We start from the raw sequence: 19,144 nt of genomic DNA, 5'->3' as shown, positions 1-19,144 counted from the left end.
GACCCCCATGACCATGCGGCCCATCCGGATCATCGGCGACCCCGTCCTGCGCACCGAATGCGACCCGGTCACCACCTTCGACGCCGGCCTGCGCGCCCTGGTCACCGACCTGATGGACACCCTGCTCGGCGAGCCCGGCCGCGCCGGCGTCGCCGCACCACAGATCGGCGTCAACGCCCAGGTCTTCGTCTACGACGCCGACGGCCACCGCGGCCACCTCGTCAACCCCACCCTGGAACTCTCCGACGAACTCCAGGACGACGAGGAGGGCTGCCTGTCCATCCCCGGCCTGTACTTCCCGACCCCCCGCGCCCTGCACGCCACCGCCCACGGCGTCGACCAGCACGGCGAACCCCTCACCATCACCGGCACCGGTTTCCTCGCCCGCGCCCTGCAACACGAAACCGACCACCTGCACGGCACCCTCTACGTCGACACCCTGCGCGGCGACACCCGCCGCCGGGCCCTGCGCGAAATCCGCGCCGGCAGCTTCGACTCACCCAGCCGCCGCGCCTAGCAGGCTTCGACACAGACCCTGGAGCCGCGCCCCGCCTCCGTCAGCGGGCCACCCACTGGTCGTGACCCAACTTCGCGACCAACGCCAGCACCACCACCAACAGCACCACCCGCACGAACCCCGAACCACGACGCAACGCCATCCGCGCACCCACCACCGCGCCCGCGATGTTGCACACCGCCATCCCCGCGCCCAGCAACCACCACACGTGCCCGGTCACCCCGAACACCACCAACGCACCCAGGTTCGTCCCCGCGTTGACCACCTTCGCCATCGCCGACCCGTGCACGAAATCCGCACCCACCAGGGCCGTGAACGCCAACACCAGGAACGTCCCCGTACCCGGACCGATCAACCCGTCGTACAACGCGATGCCCACCCCGGCCACGCCGATCGCCACCGCCACCCGCACCGGCGTACGCCGCCCCGGCAGGGCCACCACCCCCAGGCGCGGACGCAGCAGCACGAACACCGCCACCGCCACCAGGACCACCAACACCACCGGCCGGTACGCCGACGCCGGCACCGCACCCGCCAGCGCCGCACCCACCCCCGCGCTGCACACCGCCAACCCCGCCGCCGGCCCCACGACCCGCCAGTCGACAGTCGTCCGCCGCGCATACGTCGCCGCCGCCGTCGCCGTACCGAAGATCGCCGCCAACTTGTTCGTCCCCAACGCCGTAGCCACCGGCAACCCCGGCGCCGCCACCAGCAACGCCGGCAACAACAGCAACCCACCACCGCCGACCACAGCATCCACCCACCCCGCCGCCGCAGCGGCGACCAGCAACGTACTCAGCGATATGGCGTCCACGGGCGGCAATTCTCCCCACCAGGCCAGAGCCGACCGACCTCAAGTGGCAAGCCTCACCTCAACGACCCCGCGAACGCCGCAACCACACCCCCAACGCGCCCACCGCCACGAACACCAGCATCGAACACAGCAACACCTTCACCACCCGGCAACCCTGCCACGGAGACGTAGGGTGCAGGAGTGCGCCTGGCCACCTTCAACCTGCTGCACGGACGATCCCTCACCGACGGACTCGTCGACCCCGACCGAATCGCCACCGCCGTAGCCGCCCTCGACGCCGACGTGCTCGCCCTGCAGGAAGTCGACCTCGACCAACACCGCAGCGGCAACCTCGACCTCACCGCCATCGCCGCCCACGCCCTCGACGCGCCACACCACCGCTTCGCGGCCGCCGTCGTCGGCACACCCGGCGAACAGTTCCGCCCCCTGCGCCACGACGACGACGGCCACGGCGAACCCTGCTACGGCATCGGCCTCATCAGCCGCCACCCCGTCCGCAGCTGGCACATCACCCGACTCACACCCGCCCCCGTCCGCTCACCCGTCTACGTCCCCGGCCCCGGCGGCGGCCTCATCCTGCTGCACGACGAACCCCGCGTCGTCCTCGCCGCCGTCCTCGACACCCCACACGGCCCCCTCACCGCCGCCGCGACCCACCTGTCGTTCGTGCCCGGCTGGAACGCCCGCCAACTCCGCCAGACCGTGCGCGCCCTCCGCGCGCTACCCGGCCCCCGCATCCTGCTCGGCGACCTCAACCTGCCCGCCGGCCCGGCCCGCCTCATCTCCGGCTGGCGACCCCTGGGCCGACGCCCCACCTACCCCTCCGGGCAGCCCCGCGTCCAACTCGACCACATCCTCGCCGACCGGCACGCCCTCACCCAGCTCCCACCCGTACGGGCCGTCACCGCCCCACCGTCCACCATCTCCGACCACCGCCCCCTGCTCGTCGACCTCGGCTGACTCCCGGTCACCCGGTGGCCTCCCGCCCCGGGGTCAGCGCCGCCAACGCCCGGTTGGTACGACTGGCACGGATCGCCTCACGCTGCTGCCCGGCCGTCACCTCGATGTACGTCTGCGACGACGCCAACGACGCATGCCCCAACAACCGCATGATCTCCGCAGCGCTCGCCCCGTCCTCCGCCAACCGCGTCGCGAACGTGTGCCGCAACGCGTGCAACCGCGCCCCACGCGGCACCCGGTCACCGATCCCCGCCCGCCGGTAACACGACTCCACCAGATACTGCAGACCACCGCGGCGCAGCGGCTCACCGTGCCGGTCCACCAGCAACGCCGAATCGGGGCGTACCGACCGCGACCCGAAACGCCGACGGCGACTGTCCAGGTAGTCCGCCACCACCCGGTCCAGGTCGGCCTCGATCGGCACCACCCGCGGACGCCCACCCTTGCCGGCGACCTCGATCCGCCGCTCGCCCGGCCGACCCGCCAGCGAACCGACCCGCAGCGCCAACAACTCCGACAGGCGCAGCCCCGCGCACAACGCCACCGCCACCACCGCCACGTCCCGCTCCGGCCACGGATCACGCTGCCGACCGTCGTCACGGGCAACCGCCGCGAGCAGCACCTCGGGGGTGTCCGCACCGCGCAGCGGCTTCGGCTGGGGGAGTAGCGCCCGGGGCCGACCGACCGCCGGCATCGGATTGCCCGCCACCACCTGATCGGTGACCAGGAACGTGAAGAAGCTGTTCCAGGTGGACCAGGCGCGGTGCACCGACGCGGGCGCCCGGGGTGCGGCGAACCGGGCGAAGGCCGCCCGCAGCACGCGGGGGGAGAGGTCGGTGATCGACAGCGCGTCGAGGGGGAGGGGAGTGGTGTCATCCTCGGCCACCAGCGCGGCCACCGCGTGCAGGTCCCGCCTGTAGGCCGCCAGGGTGTGGGGGGAGGGCTTGCGGGTCGCGCGGGCGGTCAGGAACTCCTCGATCAACCCCATGAGCGATTCGTCCTTTTTGTCATGCATAAGGGATATTATGCAGCATTTTCGCGTTACCCGGAAGGGGCGCAAGAGGGGGAGAAGATGCCGTCATCGCCGCGCGCCAGGCGCAGGGGTGCGCCGAACCGTGGCGCGAGCCGAGTTTCCTCGACGCGGTCGCCGTCCTCCAGTACCGCCGTCAGGTCGCGGCCGACAGTCGCGGGCCGGTGCAACTGCACGATCGATCACCACTGTGCACCCTGGCGCTGGCCCGCTACCAGCGCAGGTCGACAGGCCCGGCGCTGCGGGCCGAACTCGACCGGATCGCGCGGTTGCGGACCTACCAGCGGCTGGTCTTCCTGATCAGTCCGCTGGGCTCCATCCGACACACACCCGCACGCCGGATCAGCTACGCCGAATCGCTGGCCTTCGCGCGGGTGCACAAGCAGGTGTACGACGAGTACGGACACCATCTGGTGGACGTACCGGCCGGACCGCTCTGGAAGCGGGTCGCGGTGATCGAGAGGCACGTATCGTGGCCGACGTGACGTCGCCAGCCGCGAACTGCTCCACCTGCGGTCGGCCCCGCCTGCCGCTCATCTACACCGAGCACGACGGCCAGCCCGAGCACGCCTGCCCGGAGCGGCACGCGGAGCCGACCCGTGGCGAGCCAGGAGCGGTACCAGCCGTCGCCCCCGACGGTCACGACGAACGCGTCCCGGCGACCAGCGGGTACCCCGTACGCACCAGCGACGGACGCAGCTGGCGGATCGGCACGGCCGGCGACATCGACTGGATCGCCGGCCACACCACACCAGGCCTCTCGGTTACCGCGGCAATCCCGCCGGTCTTCGACGCGTACGCCACGTTCCACCCGCCCGGCGGCGTCAGCTTGGAGGCCCACGAACTCGCCGTGGTCCGCGAACTCGCCACGGCCACCCCCGAGCAGCCCTGGTGGCTGGGCTATCTCGACACCGGCGCCCACGACGTCGTTTTCCCACGCGCGGCGAAGGTGTCGATCTACGAGGGTTGGTCCTACGTGCTTGTCGAAGCCGGACCCGAGCAGACGCTCACCTGGCGGACCGGTCACCTGCGCGGCGACGGGGCGCTGCCCGATCTCTTCTTTCCGGCGGATCGCTCCTGGCTCGTCTCCGCCCTCTGGGACGACACCTGGACCGACGTCGGCGGCAGCACGCTCGTGCTCGCGGGCCTGCGCCGCAATCCGCTGGTCAACGCGCGCCTCGTCGGACCGGACGAGGATGCCTGCCCGCCGGGTCTGACGCGCGACTGAAGACGACGAGGGGACCAGGCGATCCGGCCTACTTTACATAATGTGCATTATCGAATGTTGACGGTGGCACCCGGGGATCGACCGAGAGGGCTTCCAGGCGACGCCGTCTGGTGCTCGTCAACAAATAGACGGACACGTAGATCGTCGGTCGCTAGAGTGCGAGCTGTTGCGGACCGTCCGCCTGGGAACCGAGGAGCACTGATGTCTGAGTCGTCGGCTGGAGCTTCCATTCGCCCCCTGGCGACCGCAGTCGCAGGCTCGTAACGCCGCACGTGTAGCGGACTCAGCCCACATCCCGGTCGCCGGGGCGAGGTGACACGTGTCACCGGCCCTTGGCGCTTTTCGGCGTCTCCGTCCGCCTTTCCGGGAGCTCTGCTGTGTCCGCTCGTCGTTCCTCGGCCCACCGCGTCCTTCTCAGGTCAGCTCCGGCTGCGCCGAACCATGCTGACGAGACCGTCAGCCGTAACGTTCGCCTGCTGGGCTGGTTCAACTTCCTCGGCGACTTCCGCATGTACGGGCCAATCATGGTCATCTACTTCGCGCAGGTCACCGGCTCGTACACGACCGCCGCGAGCCTGATTGCGCTGAAAAAGCTGTCCTCCGCGGCGTTCGAAGTCCCCACCGGCATGCTCTCCGACCGGCTCGGGCGTCGCGGCACGATGATCGCCGGTGCCGTCGTCATGGTGGCCGCCCACCTCGGGTACGCCGGCGCTTCCGGCTACGGCCTCCTCGTTGCAGCCGTTGTACTGGAGGGATTGGCGACCTCGCTGTGGAGCGGCAACAACGACGCGCTCCTGTACGACACTCTGCTCGGAGCCGACCGGGAGGAGGAGTTCCCCCGGCACTCGGGCCACGTGAACTCGATGTTCCAGCTCGCGCTCGCGCTGGCGGCAGCCATAGGTGGCGTGGTCGCCGACGCGTGGTCGCTGCGTGCGGTGGTCGTGCTGTCGGTCGTGCCACAGGTGCTGTGCGTGCTCGTCGCGTTGCGGGTCCGGGAACCGTCGGTACACGGCCCGCTGGAATCGAACCTGCTGGCGCATCTCGGATCGGCCCTGCGCGGCATCCGCCGTAATCCGGTGCTCCGCCGGATGACTCTGGTGTCGGCGCTTCGTTACAGCAGCGAAAGCGCGGCTCAGTTGTCGCCTGTTTTCGTGGCAGGTCTGTGGCCGCTCTGGGCTCTGGGCCTGTGGCGCACCTTCGGCCATGGCGTTTCCTTCGTCGGCTTTCGCCTCAGTGGTTGGGTGGTCGGCCGGGTGGGCGCGGCCCGTACTCTGCTGTTCGGTGAGCTGTTCGACAACGTGGCGAACGTCGCGGCCTTGGTCAAGCCGACGGTGTTTTCGCCCGTGCTGCTTGGGTCACCGGCCTACGGCATGTCGACAATCGCTCAGCAGACGTTGCTGCAGCGCGAGTTCAGCGATCGGGAACGCGCGACGATGGGTTCGCTCGGGTCGCTGCTCGGTAGCGTGCTGTATGCGCTCGTCGCCGTGGGGGCCGGCCTGGTGGCAGACCGTTGGGGCATCGTCGCGGCGTTGCTCGCGATCCAGGCGGTGGTGCTGGTCGCACTTCCGCTCGCCTGGTCGGTGCTCGCACATGCTCCCCGACCGCCCGCCTGCCGCGACGCCCCTTTGGCCGAAACGCAGGGAAAGACGGCATGAGCGCCTTCTCGGCCCCGGCGAGGCCTGTCGTGAGGTTCCACGAAGGCCAGCATTCGGGCGGTTCTGATGTCCCCCATCGCCGACACACCGTCGGCGCTCCCGTGGCGACCCGCCTTGGTCAGTGCGACGCCAAGCTGCGGGAGGGTGTCGGGACGCCGTCGCCGGCGGGACGAGCGGCGTCGCCGAGATGCCGCGGGGGTTGAAGGACCTGGGCGCCGGCAGTTGAGCCCAGCCGTGGATGTGCCCGGTCGGCGAGAGTTCTCGTCGGCCGGGCACATCCCGTTTCCGCGTCGCCTCTCCCCCAGCTCGGATCGGCCATGATCGCCCGTCCGGGGCCGCCGGGCGCGGGTGGTCACGCGAAGTGGTCGGCTAGCTTTCGCAGCTTGGTGACGTACGCGGGCCAGTCGTATCCGTCCGGGATGCTGGTGCCGTCCTGGTGCCAGCCGATCGCGCCGTCGTGGTGCTCGCGCATGATGTCCGCCTGACCGGCGTGCCGAGCGAGGTCGCCGGTCACGTGCAGGATGATCCGGTACAGGGTCACGTCCTGGTGGCCTGGCCGCCACCACGGCACCCGCCCGGGCGCGTCGAGTGGCAGCTGGTCGGTCGTCTCGTCCGCGAACAGCGCGACACGACGGTACAGGTCGATCAGGCCGTCTTTCGTCTCGTCCTCGCGCGCGTACCAGTCGGCCTGCGGGTCGTCGTCGAATGCCTGCAGGGGAACCAGTTCCTCGGGCGTCGGGAACTGCCGGCCGAAGGCCAGCCCGAAGTAGGCGGCTTCGACGTTGAGGCAGTGTTTGACGACTCCGAGCAGGTTGTTGCCGGTCACGGTGCGGGGTGTTCTGGCCTCGCGTTCGCTCAGACCGTCGAGCTTCCAGATGAGGTCGTTGCGCGTCCGCCGCAGGTAATAGAGCAACGCGGCCTTCATATCGTCGAGGTCAGCCATGCCCGCCATTGTCGGGCATGCGCGGTGCCGTGATGTGCCCTGGCGACAGCGGGGTCAGCGCCCGGCGCAGCCAGTCCTGGGTGAGGGCGCGCAGCAGCGCTGGTTGTTCGTAGGGCAGGTAGTGCCCGGCGGAGTCGATGACGGTGTAGGTGCCCCGGGGGTAGCGGCGCATGGCGTGGAACTGGTCGGCGTAGCCGACGATGTGGTCCTGTCGGCCGGTGAGCACGCTGACGGGGCCGTGGTAGGGGGTGTCGCTTGTCTCGTCGGGGAGCGCGTATCCGGGGCCGGTGCGCAGGGTCTGTTGGAAGGTGTCGTCGCCGGGGCCGCCGGAGCGCAGGGCGGCGAGCACTGTGGCGACGACGGTCGGGGTGCGGTGGCCGAGCGCGGTGTCGAGGTGGGTGCGCAGGTCGGTGGGGGCGTCGTCGAGCCAGCCGGCGGGTCCGGGGGGTGGGCGGTGCTCGGGCAGGGTGCGGCTGGCCGGTGCGATGGTGATGCCCGGGCAGACGAGGAGCAGGCCGCGGACCAGGTCGGGTCGTTGGCGGGCGATGCCGGCGGCGAGGTAGGCGCCGTAGGAGGCGCCGGCGAGCAGGACGGGTGCGTCGACGTGGTGGTCGAGCCATGCGCAGACGGTGTCCAGCAGGGCCTGGGAGGTGGGTGGGCAGGTGGCCGGGCTGTCGCCGTGGCCGGGTAGGTCCAGGTACGTCTCGCGCAGGTCGGCGCCGGCGAGGGCGGGGCCGAAGGCGGTGGCGGTGGCGGCACGGGTCGTGGCGAACATGGGTAGGCACACCACTTCGGGGCCGGGTGTGGTGGATCGGTCGGCTGCCAGGTTCATTGCGGGTTCTCCCCTGTCGCGCGGAGGTTCGCTGGCGTCTTCGGTCGTGGCGTATCGGTGGGACGGGGTGGAGCGGCGGGGTTTGCCGGCCTTAGGATGATCGAGATCGTTCGATCAGGTCGGGTGTTGCCCGCGTCACGCCTGATCGGTGAGCCTTTTTCAAGGTATGCGCCGTCGCTGTCGCCGACCTCACGTGCGTCGTTGCCGGGGAATTCCTCCAGTGGGGCGCGCGGTTGTCCGTTCGGAAGATCAGGTTTCCACATGATCGGATGGAAGTGCCATGCACGTGCGCTCAGACGCGGTAGTGCTGTTCGGCGTGACAGGTGATCTCGTCTCGAAGAAGCTCTTTCCGGCGCTGTACGAGTTGACCCGGCGGGGGCGTCTCGATGTGCCGGTGATCGGGGTGGCCCGCTCCCCCTGGGATGATCAGCAGTTGGTGGCGACGGCCCGCAAGTCGGTGGCCGAGGCGAGTGACGAGGTGGACGACGAGGCGTTCGACGCCCTGGCGGGCAACCTGTCGATGATCTCCGGCGACTACGCGGATCCGGTGACGTACCAGCGGCTGGCGGAGCGTCTGCGCGACGCCGAGCGGCCGGTGTTCTATCTGGCGATTCCGCCGATGGTGTTCGGTTCGGTGGTGCAGGGGTTGGCGGCGGTCGGGTTGGCCGATCGTGGTCGGGTGATCGTGGAGAAGCCGTTCGGGCGGGACCTGGCGTCGTCTGCGGAGTTGGATCGGACGTTGCAGGGGGCCTTCGATCCGACGCGGGTGTTCCGGATCGATCACTACCTGGGCAAGGAGGCCGTGGAGGGCCTGTACGCGTTCCGGTTCGCGAATCGGTTGTTCGAGCCGTTGTGGAACAGCGAGCACATCGACAACGTGCAGGTCACTCTGGCCGAGGGGTTCGGCACGCAGGGTCGTGCCGGGTTCTACGACACGGTGGGCGCGACTCGTGACGTGTTGCAGAACCACATTCTTCAGGTGGTCGCGTTGATCGCGATGGACGCGCCGGAGGGTGACGACACGGACGCGTTTCGCGAGGCGGAGGCTGCGGTGTTGCGGCAGATCGAGCCGCTGTCGCCGGAGTTCACGGTGCGGGGGCAGTACGCGGGTTACCGCGACGAGCCGGGTGTCGCGCCGGATTCGAACACGGAGACGTTCGTGGCGACCCGGTTGACTGTCGATTCTCCTCGTTGGGCGGGTGTGCCGTTCTATCTGCGGACGGGCAAGTCGTTGCCGGGGACGGCGACGGAGGTGGTGGTCGAGTTCAAGCAGCCGCAGCGTCCGTTGATCCCCGCCGCGGGTGGGGCGGCGGCGTCGGCGAATCTGCTGCGGTTCCGGTTGGGTCGTGGGGACGGCATCACGATGTCGATCCAGGCGAAGAGCCCGGGTGCGGAGGTGGCGAGCCGTCCGGTTGACCTGTCGGTGGATTTCGGGGCGGCGTTGGGTCGCCGTCAGGAGGCGTACGAGCGGTTGCTCGACGATGCGATGGACGGGCAGCATCTGCGTTTCGCCCGGGCGGAGACGATCCGGCAGGAGTGGCGGATCGTCGAGCCGATCCTGGATCTGTCGACGCCGGTGCGGGCGTACGACAGGGGCAGTTGGGGTCCGGCGGACGCCGACGCGTTGGCGGGCGGCTGGCACGTGCCGGACCTGGGGTAGGCGGCGACGGTGGGCTGAGTGACCGCTCAGCTCACCGGAGGGACCGTCCGGCGACGGTGAGGTTTGCCGCGTGCGTGGGGTGTGGGCATGTGGGGGTGTCTCACGTCCTCGTCGGAGAGGAAGCAGCGCATGCTTTCCGCACTCGATCGTCGGCACACCGTCGCGCCGCCCGGCTACAGCCGGTGGCTCATTCCCCCGGCGGCGTTGGCCATTCATCTCTGCATCGGCCAGGTCTACGCCACAAGCGTCTACAAGAACTCGTTGATCGCCCACTTCGACACCGGTCAGACGGCGATCGGGGTGATCTTCAGCATCGCGATCGTGATGCTGGGGTTGTCCGCCGCGGTGGCGGGGACGTGGGTGGAGGCGAACGGGCCGCGTAAGGCCATGTTCGTCTCGGCCTGTTTCTGGGCGGTGGGTTTCCTGGTCGGGTCGCTGGGCATCGCCACGAAGCAGCTGTGGCTGCTGTATCTGGGCTACGGCCTGCTCGGCGGCATCGGGCTGGGCATCGGGTACATCTCCCCCGTCTCGACGCTGATCAAGTGGTTCCCGGACCGGCCGGGTCTGGCCACCGGTCTGGCGATCATGGGGTTCGGTGGTGGCGCGATGGTGGCCTCTCCCCTGTCGCGTCAGCTTCTGTCGTTCTACGACAGCGGCTACGACCCGTCCAACGCGGGCTCGACGGCGTCGGGCAGCGCGCTGGTGTGGCTGTTCGTGACGCTCGGCCTGGGCTACTTCGTGATCATGATGTTCGGGGTGGCGAACGTGCGGGTGCCGGCCGACGACTGGCGTCCGGCGGGCTTCGACCCGGCGACGGTGGCGGCGAAGCCGCTGGTCACCACGGCGAACGTGTCGGCGGCCAACGCGGTGAAGACCCGCTCGTTCTGGCTGTTGTGGGTGGTGTTGTTCTGCAACGTGACGGCCGGTATCGGCATCCTGGAGCAGGCCAGCCCGATGATCCAGGACTTCTTCCGGGACAACGGCACGTCGGCGGTGTCGGTGGCGGCGGCCGGCGGGTTCGTGGGTCTGCTGTCGCTGTTCAACATGGCGGGCCGGTTCGTCTGGTCGTCGACGTCGGACGTCATCGGCCGCAAGCCCATCTACCTGGTGTACCTGGGTGTGGGCATGGTGTCGTACGCGCTGCTGGCCGTGTTCGGGCAGACGGCGACGGCGCTGTTCGTGCTGTTCGCCTGCGTGATCCTGTCGTTCTACGGCGGCGGGTTCGCCACGGCGCCGGCGTATCTGCGGGACCTGTTCGGGACGTACCAGGTGGGTGCGATCCACGGGCGGCTGCTGACCGCGTGGTCGGCGGCGGGGATCGCCGGGCCGTTGATCGTGAACGGGTTCCTCGACGCGCAGGGCAAGCCGGGCACGTTGACGGCGGCGGCGTACCGGCCGGCGCTGTTCACGATGGTGGGTGTCCTCGCAGTGGGGTTCGTGGCGAACCTTCTGGTGCGGCCGGTGCCGCAGCGCTATCACGAGCCGGCGGCGCAGCAGGGCGTGGACGAGGACGAGGCGGCAGTGAAGGGTGGTACGCGATGAGTGACGACGGTCGGCAGGCGCAGCAGGCGCGGTTGTGGATCTCCTGGTTGGTGGTGGCGGTGCTGCTCGGCTACGGGGTCGTGCAGACGGTCATCACGGCGGCGAAGCTGTTCACGCACTGAGGGTGTGAGCCGGGGCGTCGTGCGCGCCCCGGCTCACAGGCCGCCGGAGACGCGCAGGACCGTGCCGGTGGCGTAGGAGGCGTCCGGGCCGAGCAGCCAGGCGATGGCGGCGGCGATCTCGTCGGGTTCACCGGCGCGGCCCATCGGGATGCGGCCGGCGGCGCTGTCGGCGCGGTCGGGGACGCCGGAGTCGGCGTGGATGTCGGTGCGCACGAGGCCCGGGGCGACGGCGTTGACGCGGATCCCGCGCGGGGCGAGTTCCTTGGACAGGCCGACGGTGAGGGTGTCGGTGGCGGCCTTCACGGCGGCGTAGTGGACGTACTCCCCCGGGCTGCCGAGGGTCGCCGCGGCCGAGGACACGTTGACGATGGCGCCGCCGTCGGTGAGGCGGCGGGCGGCCTGCTGGGCGCAGAGGACGTACCCGATGAGGTTGACGTCGACGACGCGGCGCAGGTCGTCGACGCGCAGCTCGGTGAACGGGCCGATCCGGCTGGTGACGCCGGCGTTGTTGACCAGGCCGGTGAGCGGGCCGAGCTGCGCGGCGGCGTCGAACAGGGCCGCGACCTGGTCGGGGTCGGTGGTGTCGGCGCGGACGGCGACGGCCTGCGCGCCGGCCGCGTGCAGGTCGGCCAGGACCGCTGCGGCGGCGGTGTCGTCGCGGCGGTAGCACAGGGCGATGTGGTGGCCGGCGGTGGCGAGTCGGCGGGCGGTGGCCGCGCCGATGCCGCGGCCACCGCCGGTGATGACGGTGACGGGTGCCACGAGTGCCTCCGGGCTGTCGGGTGGGTCGGGCCGACGTTACCGTGGCCGGCGTGGGCCGGTCGTCGAGAGGAGGGTCACATGCGGCGGGCGTTGGTGCTCGGCGGTGGCGGGGTGACCGGGGTGGCGTGGGAGTTGGGGCTGCTGGCCGCGTTGGTCGAACGGGGTGTGGCGGTCACCGAGGCCGATCTGGTGGTGGGCACGTCGGCGGGTTCGGTGGTCGGCGCGCAGGTGCGCTCGGGGGTGCCGCTGCAGGGGTTGTACGAGGAGCAGTTGGCCCCTTCGACGGGTGAGACAGCGGCGCGGTTGGGGTTGTGGGTGGTGGCGCGGTTGTTGTGGGCCGGTGGCCGTACGCGGGACGCGGTGCGGTCGAGGGCGCGTATCGGGGCGATGGCGGTGGCGGCGCGTACTCCGTCTGAGGCGTCGCAGCGGGCGGTGATCGAGGCCCGGTTGCCGGCCCGGGAGTGGCCGGCGCGGCGGCTGCTGGTGACGGCGGTCGACGCGGCGTCGGGTGAGTTCGTGGTGTTCGACGGCGCCGACGGGGTGTCGTTGGTGGACGCGGTGGGCGCGAGTTGCGCGGTGCCCGGGGTGTGGCCGCCGGTGACGATCGGGGCGCGTCGTTTCGTCGACGGTGGGATGCGCTCGAGCGTGAACGCGGATCTGGCGGCGGGCGCGCAGCGGGTGCTGGTCCTCGCGCCGACGTCGGCGTCGTTCGGGCCGATGCCGCGGCTGGCGGCGCAGGTGGCCGAGCTGCGGGCGGCCGGGTCGCGGGTGGTGGTGGTGACGCCGGACGCGGCGGCGCGTGCGGCGATCGGCCGCAACGTGCTGGATCCGGCGCGGCGTGCCGGCGCGGCGCGGGCCGGGTGGACGCAGGCCGCGGCGGTGGCCGACGAGGTGCGGGCGCTCTGGGTGTGATCGCTTACGCTCACCGCGCGTTCGATCGGACAACGGAGGTGCGCGGTGGCGGGTGTGGGTGTCGGCGACGTCGTGGAGGACTTCGAACTGCCGGATGAGACGGGTACGCCACGGCGGCTGTCGGAGTTCCTGGCGACGGGTCCGGTGGTGCTGTTCTTCTATCCGGCGGCGATGACCCGGGGGTGCACGGCGGAGAGCTGTCACTTCCGGGACCTGGGCGCGGAGTTCACGGCGTTGGGCGCGTCGCGGGTGGGCATCAGCCGTGATCCGGTGGCGAAGCAGGCGGAGTTCTCGACGCTGCACGGTTTCGACTATCCGCTGCTGTCGGATCCCGACGCCACGGTGGCGCAGGCGTTCGGAGTCAAGCGGCGGGTGCCGCTGGGGCCGTTGAGCACGAAGCGGATGACGTTCGTCATCGGCACCGACCGGCGGGTCATCGAGGTGATCCACAGCGAGGTCAGCATGAACGACCACGCGGACCGGGCGCTGCGGGCGCTGGGCGGCTGACCCCCCTTGCGGCGGGTGTCGCAGCCGACTGGTATCAAGGCAGCAATCAAACAGGTGTACGGAAGAGGGTTGTGATGGATGCCGGCCAGGGTTTGTCCACTGACGAGGTGCAGAGCATCCGGGAGGCGTTGGCGGCCGGTCGTAAGCCGCGGGTGGTGTTCACCGCGTCGGCGGGTCAGATCGCCGGTCAGGTCGGTCAGGTCGTCGAGCTGACCGACCCCGAGGTGTCCGACGAGTTCGTGGTGGTGCGTTTCGGCCGCGACGAGTTGCCGTTCTCCCCCGCCGATCTGGCGGTGGCGCCCAAGGGCGCGGGTCGTCGGGTGGCGGAGCCGAAAGCCGAGCCGGAGCCGCCGGCGCCGCCCGTGGTGGCCGAGCCGGAGTTCGTGTTGGACACGCCGCGGGTGCCGGCGCAGCGACAGGAGGAGCCGAAGGTGGAGCAGACCGAGAAGCCGCCGGCGCGGCGGGCGGTCAAGGCCGTCAAGCCGAAGGGGCCCGCGGGTCTCACGGTGACGCTGGCGTACGCCGACGGCGAGTGGACGGTCGCCGCGCAGCAGGGCAGCAAGGCGCTGGCGAAGCCGTACGTGGTGAAGCCGGCGGAGGCGTTGAAGATGGTGGCGCTCGTCGACGTGCCCGGTGTGCAGGAGGCGGTGGAGCAGATTCTGGGCACCGAGCGGGCCGAGGCGGAGCAGCAGGCGGAGAAGCTGCGCGCGGAGCTGGCCGAGATCGAGGCCCGGCTGGCGGAGCTGCGCGAGGCCCGCTGAGTGGTGCTCAGCGCCGGGTGTGGTGGTCCAGCAGCCGGGTGAGCAGTCGGGTCAGCTCGGCGCGTTCGGCGGTGGACAGGGGGGCGAGCAGGTCGTCCTGTACGCGGGTGACGGTGTCGGTCATCCGGTGGGCCTCGTCGGCGCCGGTGTCGGTGAGGCTGATGACGTTGCGGCGGCGGTCGGCCGGGTCGGGGGCGCGGATGACGAGTCCCCGACCGGCCAGGTCGTTGACGGCGGCCACGACGTCGCTGCGGTCGATGCCGCAGCGGCGGCCGAGGTCGGCCTGGCTGGCGGGGCCGTCCTCGGCGAGGGCGGCGAGCAGTCGGTAGTGGTAGCCGCGCAGGTCGTGGGCGGCGAAGCCCTCGGCGAGCAGGCGGCCGGCGTGGCTGGCGGTCTGGTTGAGCAGCCAGCTCGGTGTGGTGCGCAGCCCGGCGGGTGACTGCGGGGCGGTGGCGTCCATGGGCGGCAGCCTAACAGGAATCGTTGGCGCGACCCACGAACCGTGCTACGTTGGCATCACCAACGTTGGTTCGGCCAATGTTTTCAGGAGGCGTCATGTCCACCACTCCCACCCTCACCGGCCAGGCCATCGGTCAGGCCCACTACGCGACCCGGGCACTCCTCGAACGGGCGGTCGCGCCCCTCGGGGTCAGCTTCGGCCAGGTCCTCGCGCTCAACGTCCTCGCCGCCGGCCCCGTCGAGCCGGCTCACCTCGTGCGCCGGATCACCAGCACCCTCAAGGTCGACGAACCGGCCGTGCACGAGGTGATCGCCAGCCTCGTCGACGCCGACCTCGCGCACCTCGACGAGGCGTCCGTGCGGCTCACCGACACCGGTCGCGCCACGCAGGCCCGCATCGCCGACGCCGCCGCCGGCATCACCACCCGGCTGTACGGGGACATCCCGGCCGACGAGGCCAGCGCCGCCGCCCGGGTGCTGACCCTGATCACCCAACGGGCGAACGCCGAACTGGCGGCGACACCGGCCTGACCGCACGCCACCGCCGACCCGCGCGGCGGTCGGTCAGAAGTAGTTGAGCAGCTGCGCCGGACCGCCGGCGCCCAACAGGTCGAGAGCGGCCGGGTCCACACCGGCGCTGTGGTGCAGCAGCCCGGCCTGCGCGACCGACCGGGCGTACGCCGCTCCGGCGTAGAGCAGCGCGAAACCGCGTACGTCCAACCGCAGGTCGGCCGCGGCGTCGATCCGGGTCAGGTCGGCGGCGCCGTCGGCCACTGTCAACCGCCACGTGCCGGTGTTCCACTCGGCGAGCGCGTCGGTGAGGGCGAAGTCGACGACACCCCGGGTGTGGGCGGGCCACCCGCGCGCCTCGACCGCCCGGGCCACGTCCACCGGGCGGTGCATCCACAGGTCCCGCTCGTGGTCGCGCGCCGACTCCAGCGGCAGGACGGTGCTGACGGCGTCGCCGTCGAGCGGGCACAGCCGCAGCGTCGGCGCGACGCTGGCCCAGCTGGCGAGCACCCCGACGAGTTCCCGGGCCGCCTCGGCGGTGACGGCCAGGGCCTCGTCGACGGTGAGCACCGAATCCGCGCCGTAGCCGCGGCCCCGCTGCCAGGTGGCGTAACCGACCAGGTCGCCGTCGGCCTCGACGACTGTGAGCCCGTCGCCGGGCAGGCCCCCGTCGGCGGCGAAGTGGTCGAACAGCTCACCCCGGCGGGTCAGCATCCCGTTGCGGTGCCGGGCGACGCGCTCGTAGAGGGCGGTGACGGCGGGCAGGTCGGCGGGTGTGCCGGCCCGCACCGTCAGGTGCGCGGAGGGGCGGTGCCGGGGCAGCGCGGCGGTGGCCAGGTCGACGGTGCGCAGCACACCGGCGGTCTCCCACCCGCAGGACCGGTACGGGGCGGCGACGGTCGGGTACAGGGCGCTGACCGCCGCGCCGCGCTCGCGGGCGCCGCGCAGCAGGGCGGTGAGCAGGGCGCGGGCCACGCCGCGACCTCGGGCCTCGGGGGCGACCGCCACCCCGCCGACGTCGGCGGCCGGCACCGCCCGACCGGACCACCACTGGTCGTGGTGCAGGTCGACGGCTTTGCCGACGAGCCGGCCGGCGTCGTCGAACGCGCCGTAGCGGGTCATGCCGGGCACCGCGACGCTGGTCGACGCCGGGCGCTCCGCTGTCGAGCCGAACGCGAACCGGCCCAACTCCCAGGCGGCGTCGAGGTCGGCGAGGGTGAGTTCACGAACGTGCACGGGGGCGGGCATCGGCACACCGTAGCGGGAACGCGAGGCGGCATCGACGCCATATCGGCGACGGTGCGGGATCCGCTGCAACGGGATCCCGCACCGTCGCCGATGCGGCGCCCGCCCGGTCAGTGCTGGGGGATGTTGGCCACGCCGATGCGCTTGCGGAACACCCAGTACGTCCAGGCCTGGTAGCCCAGCACGACCGGAGTGAAGATCACCGCAACCCAGGTCATGATCTTCAGGGTGTACGGGGTGGAGGCGGCGTTGGTGGCCGTCAGCGTGCCCGCCGCGTCCAAAGTGGACGGCAGCACGTTCGGGAACAGCGCCGCGAACAGGGTCGCCACGGCCAGGCCGATCGCCACGGCGGTGCCGGTGAACGCCCAACCCTCCCGGCGTACCCGGGCGGCGGCCAGCGCGCCGAGCAGGGCGAGGGCCGCGCCGACGGCGAGCACGACGGCGGCCGCGCTGGAGCGGATGCTCAACGTCCAGGTCAGGAACCCGACCGCGAGCACGGCGGCCCCGACGCCCAGGCGCACCGCGAGGGCGCCCGCGCGCTGGCGGACGTCGCCGGTGGTCTTCAGAGCCAGGAACACCGCGCCGTGGGTGGCGAACAGCGCGAGGGTGGTCGCGCCGCCCAGCAGGGCGTACGGGTTGAGCAGGTCCAGCAGACCGCCGACGTACTCGTGGTCGGCGTCCAGCGGCACACCGCGCAGGATGTTGGCGAAGGCGACGCCCCACAGGATCGCCGGCACCACCGAGCCGACCACGATGGCCGTGTCCCAGCGGCGCTTCCAGGACGCCTCGGGGCGCTTGTGCCGGTACTCGAAGGCCACGCCCCGGGCGATGAGGGCCAGCAGGATCAGCAGCAGCGGCAGGTAGAACCCGGAGAACAGGGTGGCGTACCACTCGGGGAACGCGGCGAACATGGCGCCGCCGGCGGTGATCAGCCACACCTCGTTGCCGTCCCAGACCGGGCCGATGGTGTTGATCAGGACGCGGCGTTCCCGGTCGTCGCGGCCGAGGACGGGAAGCAGCATGCCGACGCCGAAGTCGAAGCCCTCCAGGATGAAGTACCCGGTGAACAGCACGGCGACGAGGAGAAACCAGATGGTGGTCAGGTCCACGATGGGCTCCGGGATCAGTAGGCGAAGGCGAGCGGGCGCTCGGCGTCGTCGTGGGTGTCGTCGACGGGGTGCTCCTCGCTGACGTCGGGCACGCCGGCCCTGGCGTAGCGCAGCAGGAGCTTGACCTCGATCACGGCGAGGGTGGCGTAGATGAGCGTGAAGGCGGTGAACGAGGTGAGCACCTCGGCCAGCGAGACGCTGCGGGACACGCCGTTGCGGGTGAGCATCTCGCCGAAGACGATCCACGGCTGGCGGCCCATCTCGGTGAAGATCCAGCCGAAGGAGTTGGCCAGCAGCGGCAGCACCGGCATGGCCAGCCCGGCGCGCAGCAGCCATTTGCTGCGGGGAGTGCGGCCCTTGCGCTGGCTCCACAGCACCAGCAGGGCGATCGCGCCGGCGGCCATCCCGAAGGCGACCATGAAGCGGAAGCTCCAGTAGGTGACCGGGATGATCGGGGTGTAGCTGCCCGCGCCGTACTGGGTGGCGTACTGGGCCTGCAGGTCGTTGATGCCGTGCACGGTGCCGTGCGGGTCGCCGGTGCCCAGGTACGACAGCAGGTACGGGATCTTGAGGGCGAACACCTCGCGGCTGCCGTCGAGGCTGCCGATGGTGAGCACGGAGAACGAGGCGGGGCTCTCGGTGGTGTAGAGGCCCTCGGCGGCGGCCATCTTCATCGGCTGCACATCGGTCATGATCTTGCCCTGGATGTCGCCGGTGAACAGCACGGCCGCGGAGGCGACCAGGACCACCCAGGAGCCGAACTTCGTGGCGAAGCGGTACGCGCCGGCGTCGGCGGAGTCGCGGTTGCGGATGACGTGATAGAGGCCGACCGCGACGATCAGCGACCCGGCGACCAGGAACGAGCCGGCCAGGGTGTGCGGGAAGGTGATCAGGGCGACCTTGTTGGTGAGCACGGCCGGGAAGTCGGTCAGTTCGGCGCGTCCGCTGTCCGGGTTGATCCGGAAGCCGACCGGGTTCTGCATGAACGAGTTGGCCGCGAGGATGAAGTACGCGGACAGGTTGGTGCCGATCGCGGCGGCCCAGATGCTGGCCAGGTGCGCCCGCTTGGGCAGCCGGTCCCAGCCGAAGATCCACAGGCCGATGAAGGTGGATTCGAGGAAGAACGCGACGAGCGCCTCGATGGCCAGGGGCGCGCCGAAGATGTCGCCGACGAAGCGGGAGTAGTCGCTCCAGTTCATGCCGAACTGGAACTCCTGCACGATGCCGGTGACCACACCCATGGCGAAGTTGATCAGGAAGAGCTTGCCGTAGAACTTGGTGAGCTTGAGGTAGCGCTCGTTGCCGGTGCGGTGCCACATCGTCTGCAGGATGGCCACCAGCACCGACAGGCCGATGGTCAGCGGCACGAAGAGGAAGTGGTAGACGGTGGTGACACCGAACTGCCAGCGGGCAACGTCCAACGCGTCCACCTGAGAACCCCCTGCCATTCGTACTACCAGACGTAGTAAATACTACTGCTCGTCGTAGACGCTCGGACGACCCGAACTCACCCGGGACCCATGACCCTGATCACCCCGACCCGGCCTCGCGATCACCTCGCCGCGTGCGACGATGG

21 protein-coding genes are annotated in these 19,144 nt (G+C 70.9%); 12 read left to right on the top strand and 9 right to left on the bottom strand.

The features are described from left to right. The first annotated feature begins 7 nt into the window (after positions 1–7). Complete coding sequence (locus MILUP08_RS18330; RefSeq protein WP_007460322.1) at positions 8–517, top strand: peptide deformylase; 510 nt, start codon at positions 8–10, stop codon at positions 515–517. Positions 518–557: 40 nt separating this feature from the next. Here MILUP08_RS18330 and MILUP08_RS18325 read toward each other — a convergent pair whose 3' ends face one another. Then, entirely contained in the window at positions 558–1,331 is a 774-nt protein-coding gene (locus MILUP08_RS18325; RefSeq protein ID WP_007460321.1) for a sulfite exporter TauE/SafE family protein, read from the bottom strand. Positions 1,332–1,511: 180 nt separating this feature from the next. On the opposite strand from MILUP08_RS18325, the gene MILUP08_RS18320 reads away from it, so the two are divergent. Continuing rightward, the gene (locus MILUP08_RS18320; RefSeq protein ID WP_007460320.1) at positions 1,512–2,291 is read left to right on the top strand and encodes an endonuclease/exonuclease/phosphatase family protein; all 780 of its coding nucleotides are present in this window, start codon (positions 1,512–1,514) and stop codon (positions 2,289–2,291) included. Between the two features lie 7 nt (positions 2,292–2,298). On the opposite strand, the gene MILUP08_RS18315 is transcribed toward MILUP08_RS18320, so the two are convergent. After that, positions 2,299–3,306: a tyrosine-type recombinase/integrase gene (locus tag MILUP08_RS18315; RefSeq protein WP_039906230.1), complete on the bottom strand. Its 1,008-nt coding sequence runs from the start codon at positions 3,304–3,306 to the stop codon at positions 2,299–2,301. A 5-nt stretch (positions 3,307–3,311) separates the two neighbouring features. On the opposite strand from MILUP08_RS18315, the gene MILUP08_RS18310 reads away from it, so the two are divergent. The 3 genes from MILUP08_RS18310 to MILUP08_RS18300 all read left to right on the top strand — a co-directional run bounded on the left by MILUP08_RS18310 (position 3,312) and on the right by MILUP08_RS18300 (position 6,204). After that, a complete protein-coding gene (locus MILUP08_RS18310; RefSeq protein WP_144056958.1) occupies positions 3,312–3,806 on the top strand; it encodes an AAA family ATPase in 495 nt (164 codons plus the stop codon). After that, positions 3,803–4,549: a hypothetical protein gene (locus MILUP08_RS36770; RefSeq protein ID WP_237747121.1), complete on the top strand. Its 747-nt coding sequence runs from the start codon at positions 3,803–3,805 to the stop codon at positions 4,547–4,549. The genes MILUP08_RS18310 and MILUP08_RS36770 overlap by 4 nt, the downstream gene beginning before the upstream one ends. A 377-nt stretch (positions 4,550–4,926) precedes the next feature. Next, complete coding sequence (locus MILUP08_RS18300; RefSeq protein WP_144056957.1) at positions 4,927–6,204, top strand: MFS transporter; 1,278 nt, start codon at positions 4,927–4,929, stop codon at positions 6,202–6,204. A 352-nt stretch (positions 6,205–6,556) separates the two neighbouring features. Here the strand turns inward: MILUP08_RS18300 and MILUP08_RS18295 are convergent, their stop codons facing one another. Beyond that, positions 6,557–7,147 (bottom strand): DinB family protein, encoded by a 591-nt coding sequence (locus MILUP08_RS18295; protein WP_039908281.1) that lies wholly within the window; start codon positions 7,145–7,147, stop codon positions 6,557–6,559. Continuing rightward, entirely contained in the window at positions 7,140–7,922 is a 783-nt protein-coding gene (locus tag MILUP08_RS34190; protein WP_144056956.1) for an alpha/beta fold hydrolase, read from the bottom strand. The genes MILUP08_RS18295 and MILUP08_RS34190 overlap by 8 nt, the downstream gene beginning before the upstream one ends. 337 nt (positions 7,923–8,259) lie before the next feature. On the opposite strand from MILUP08_RS34190, the gene zwf reads away from it, so the two are divergent. The 3 genes from zwf (at position 8,260) to MILUP08_RS37140 (ending at position 11,303) form a co-directional block, all read left to right on the top strand. After that, entirely contained in the window at positions 8,260–9,639 is a 1,380-nt protein-coding gene (zwf, locus tag MILUP08_RS18285; protein WP_007460307.1) for a glucose-6-phosphate dehydrogenase, read from the top strand. A gap of 129 nt (positions 9,640–9,768) precedes the next feature. Continuing rightward, complete coding sequence (locus MILUP08_RS18280) at positions 9,769–11,181, top strand: OFA family MFS transporter (RefSeq protein WP_007460305.1); 1,413 nt, start codon at positions 9,769–9,771, stop codon at positions 11,179–11,181. Next, positions 11,178–11,303, top strand: a complete 126-nt coding sequence (locus MILUP08_RS37140) for an MFS transporter small subunit (RefSeq protein ID WP_007460302.1) — start codon at positions 11,178–11,180, stop codon at positions 11,301–11,303. Before MILUP08_RS18280 ends, MILUP08_RS37140 begins: the two co-directional genes overlap by 4 nt. A gap of 33 nt (positions 11,304–11,336) precedes the next feature. Here MILUP08_RS37140 and MILUP08_RS18275 read toward each other — a convergent pair whose 3' ends face one another. Continuing rightward, positions 11,337–12,065, bottom strand: coding sequence for an SDR family oxidoreductase (locus MILUP08_RS18275; RefSeq protein ID WP_007460300.1), 729 nt, complete (start codon positions 12,063–12,065; stop codon positions 11,337–11,339). Positions 12,066–12,143: 78 nt separating this feature from the next. Here MILUP08_RS18275 and MILUP08_RS18270 point away from each other — a divergent pair, with 78 nt between their 5' ends. The 3 genes from MILUP08_RS18270 to MILUP08_RS18260 all read left to right on the top strand — a co-directional run bounded on the left by MILUP08_RS18270 (position 12,144) and on the right by MILUP08_RS18260 (position 14,245). Beyond that, positions 12,144–12,977, top strand: coding sequence for a patatin-like phospholipase family protein (locus MILUP08_RS18270; protein WP_007460298.1), 834 nt, complete (start codon positions 12,144–12,146; stop codon positions 12,975–12,977). A gap of 45 nt (positions 12,978–13,022) precedes the next feature. Further along, positions 13,023–13,484 carry a peroxiredoxin gene (locus MILUP08_RS18265; RefSeq protein ID WP_007460297.1) on the top strand — a complete coding sequence of 154 codons (462 nt, stop codon included), beginning with the start codon at positions 13,023–13,025 and terminating at the stop codon, positions 13,482–13,484. Positions 13,485–13,558: 74 nt separating this feature from the next. Beyond that, positions 13,559–14,245, top strand: coding sequence for a hypothetical protein (locus MILUP08_RS18260; protein ID WP_007460295.1), 687 nt, complete (start codon positions 13,559–13,561; stop codon positions 14,243–14,245). A gap of 7 nt (positions 14,246–14,252) precedes the next feature. Here the strand turns inward: MILUP08_RS18260 and MILUP08_RS18255 are convergent, their stop codons facing one another. Continuing rightward, on the bottom strand, positions 14,253–14,705 hold the full coding sequence (locus MILUP08_RS18255; RefSeq protein ID WP_007460293.1) for a MarR family winged helix-turn-helix transcriptional regulator: 453 nt from the start codon (positions 14,703–14,705) through the stop codon (positions 14,253–14,255). A 95-nt stretch (positions 14,706–14,800) separates the two neighbouring features. Between MILUP08_RS18255 and MILUP08_RS18250 the strand changes: the two genes are divergently transcribed. Next, complete coding sequence (locus tag MILUP08_RS18250) at positions 14,801–15,235, top strand: MarR family winged helix-turn-helix transcriptional regulator (protein WP_007460290.1); 435 nt, start codon at positions 14,801–14,803, stop codon at positions 15,233–15,235. Between the two features lie 33 nt (positions 15,236–15,268). Here MILUP08_RS18250 and MILUP08_RS18245 read toward each other — a convergent pair whose 3' ends face one another. From MILUP08_RS18245 to MILUP08_RS18235, 3 genes are all read right to left on the bottom strand, one after another. Further along, on the bottom strand, positions 15,269–16,462 hold the full coding sequence (locus MILUP08_RS18245; protein ID WP_007460288.1) for a GNAT family N-acetyltransferase: 1,194 nt from the start codon (positions 16,460–16,462) through the stop codon (positions 15,269–15,271). 107 nt (positions 16,463–16,569) lie between these two features. Further along, the gene (gene cydB / locus MILUP08_RS18240; RefSeq protein ID WP_007460286.1) at positions 16,570–17,568 is read right to left on the bottom strand and encodes a cytochrome d ubiquinol oxidase subunit II; all 999 of its coding nucleotides are present in this window, start codon (positions 17,566–17,568) and stop codon (positions 16,570–16,572) included. Between the two features lie 14 nt (positions 17,569–17,582). Then, entirely contained in the window at positions 17,583–18,998 is a 1,416-nt protein-coding gene (locus MILUP08_RS18235; RefSeq protein WP_007460285.1) for a cytochrome ubiquinol oxidase subunit I, read from the bottom strand. Positions 18,999–19,144 lie beyond the last annotated feature (146 nt).

Origin of the sequence: Micromonospora lupini str. Lupac 08 (genome assembly GCF_000297395.2) — a bacterium.
In the GTDB taxonomy this organism is placed as follows: Bacteria; Actinomycetota; Actinomycetes; order Mycobacteriales; family Micromonosporaceae; genus Micromonospora; species Micromonospora lupini.
This window is presented reverse-complemented; position numbering and strand designations above follow the sequence as displayed.

Coding starts and splice junctions, on each gene's coding strand:
- MILUP08_RS18330 (WP_007460322.1), top strand. CDS start 8: ATGACCATGCGGCCCATCCGGATCATCGGCGACCCCGTCCTGCGCACC.
- MILUP08_RS18315 (WP_039906230.1), bottom strand. CDS start 3,306: ATGCATGACAAAAAGGACGAATCGCTCATGGGGTTGATCGAGGAGTTC.
- MILUP08_RS18295 (WP_039908281.1), bottom strand. CDS start 7,147: ATGGCTGACCTCGACGATATGAAGGCCGCGTTGCTCTATTACCTGCGG.
- MILUP08_RS34190 (WP_144056956.1), bottom strand. CDS start 7,922: ATGTTCGCCACGACCCGTGCCGCCACCGCCACCGCCTTCGGCCCCGCC.
- zwf (WP_007460307.1), top strand. CDS start 8,260: ATGCACGTGCGCTCAGACGCGGTAGTGCTGTTCGGCGTGACAGGTGAT.
- MILUP08_RS18280 (WP_007460305.1), top strand. CDS start 9,769: ATGCTTTCCGCACTCGATCGTCGGCACACCGTCGCGCCGCCCGGCTAC.
- MILUP08_RS37140 (WP_007460302.1), top strand. CDS start 11,178: ATGAGTGACGACGGTCGGCAGGCGCAGCAGGCGCGGTTGTGGATCTCC.
- MILUP08_RS18270 (WP_007460298.1), top strand. CDS start 12,144: ATGCGGCGGGCGTTGGTGCTCGGCGGTGGCGGGGTGACCGGGGTGGCG.
- MILUP08_RS18260 (WP_007460295.1), top strand. CDS start 13,559: ATGGATGCCGGCCAGGGTTTGTCCACTGACGAGGTGCAGAGCATCCGG.
- MILUP08_RS18255 (WP_007460293.1), bottom strand. CDS start 14,705: ATGGACGCCACCGCCCCGCAGTCACCCGCCGGGCTGCGCACCACACCG.
- MILUP08_RS18250 (WP_007460290.1), top strand. CDS start 14,801: ATGTCCACCACTCCCACCCTCACCGGCCAGGCCATCGGTCAGGCCCAC.
- MILUP08_RS18245 (WP_007460288.1), bottom strand. CDS start 16,462: ATGCCCGCCCCCGTGCACGTTCGTGAACTCACCCTCGCCGACCTCGAC.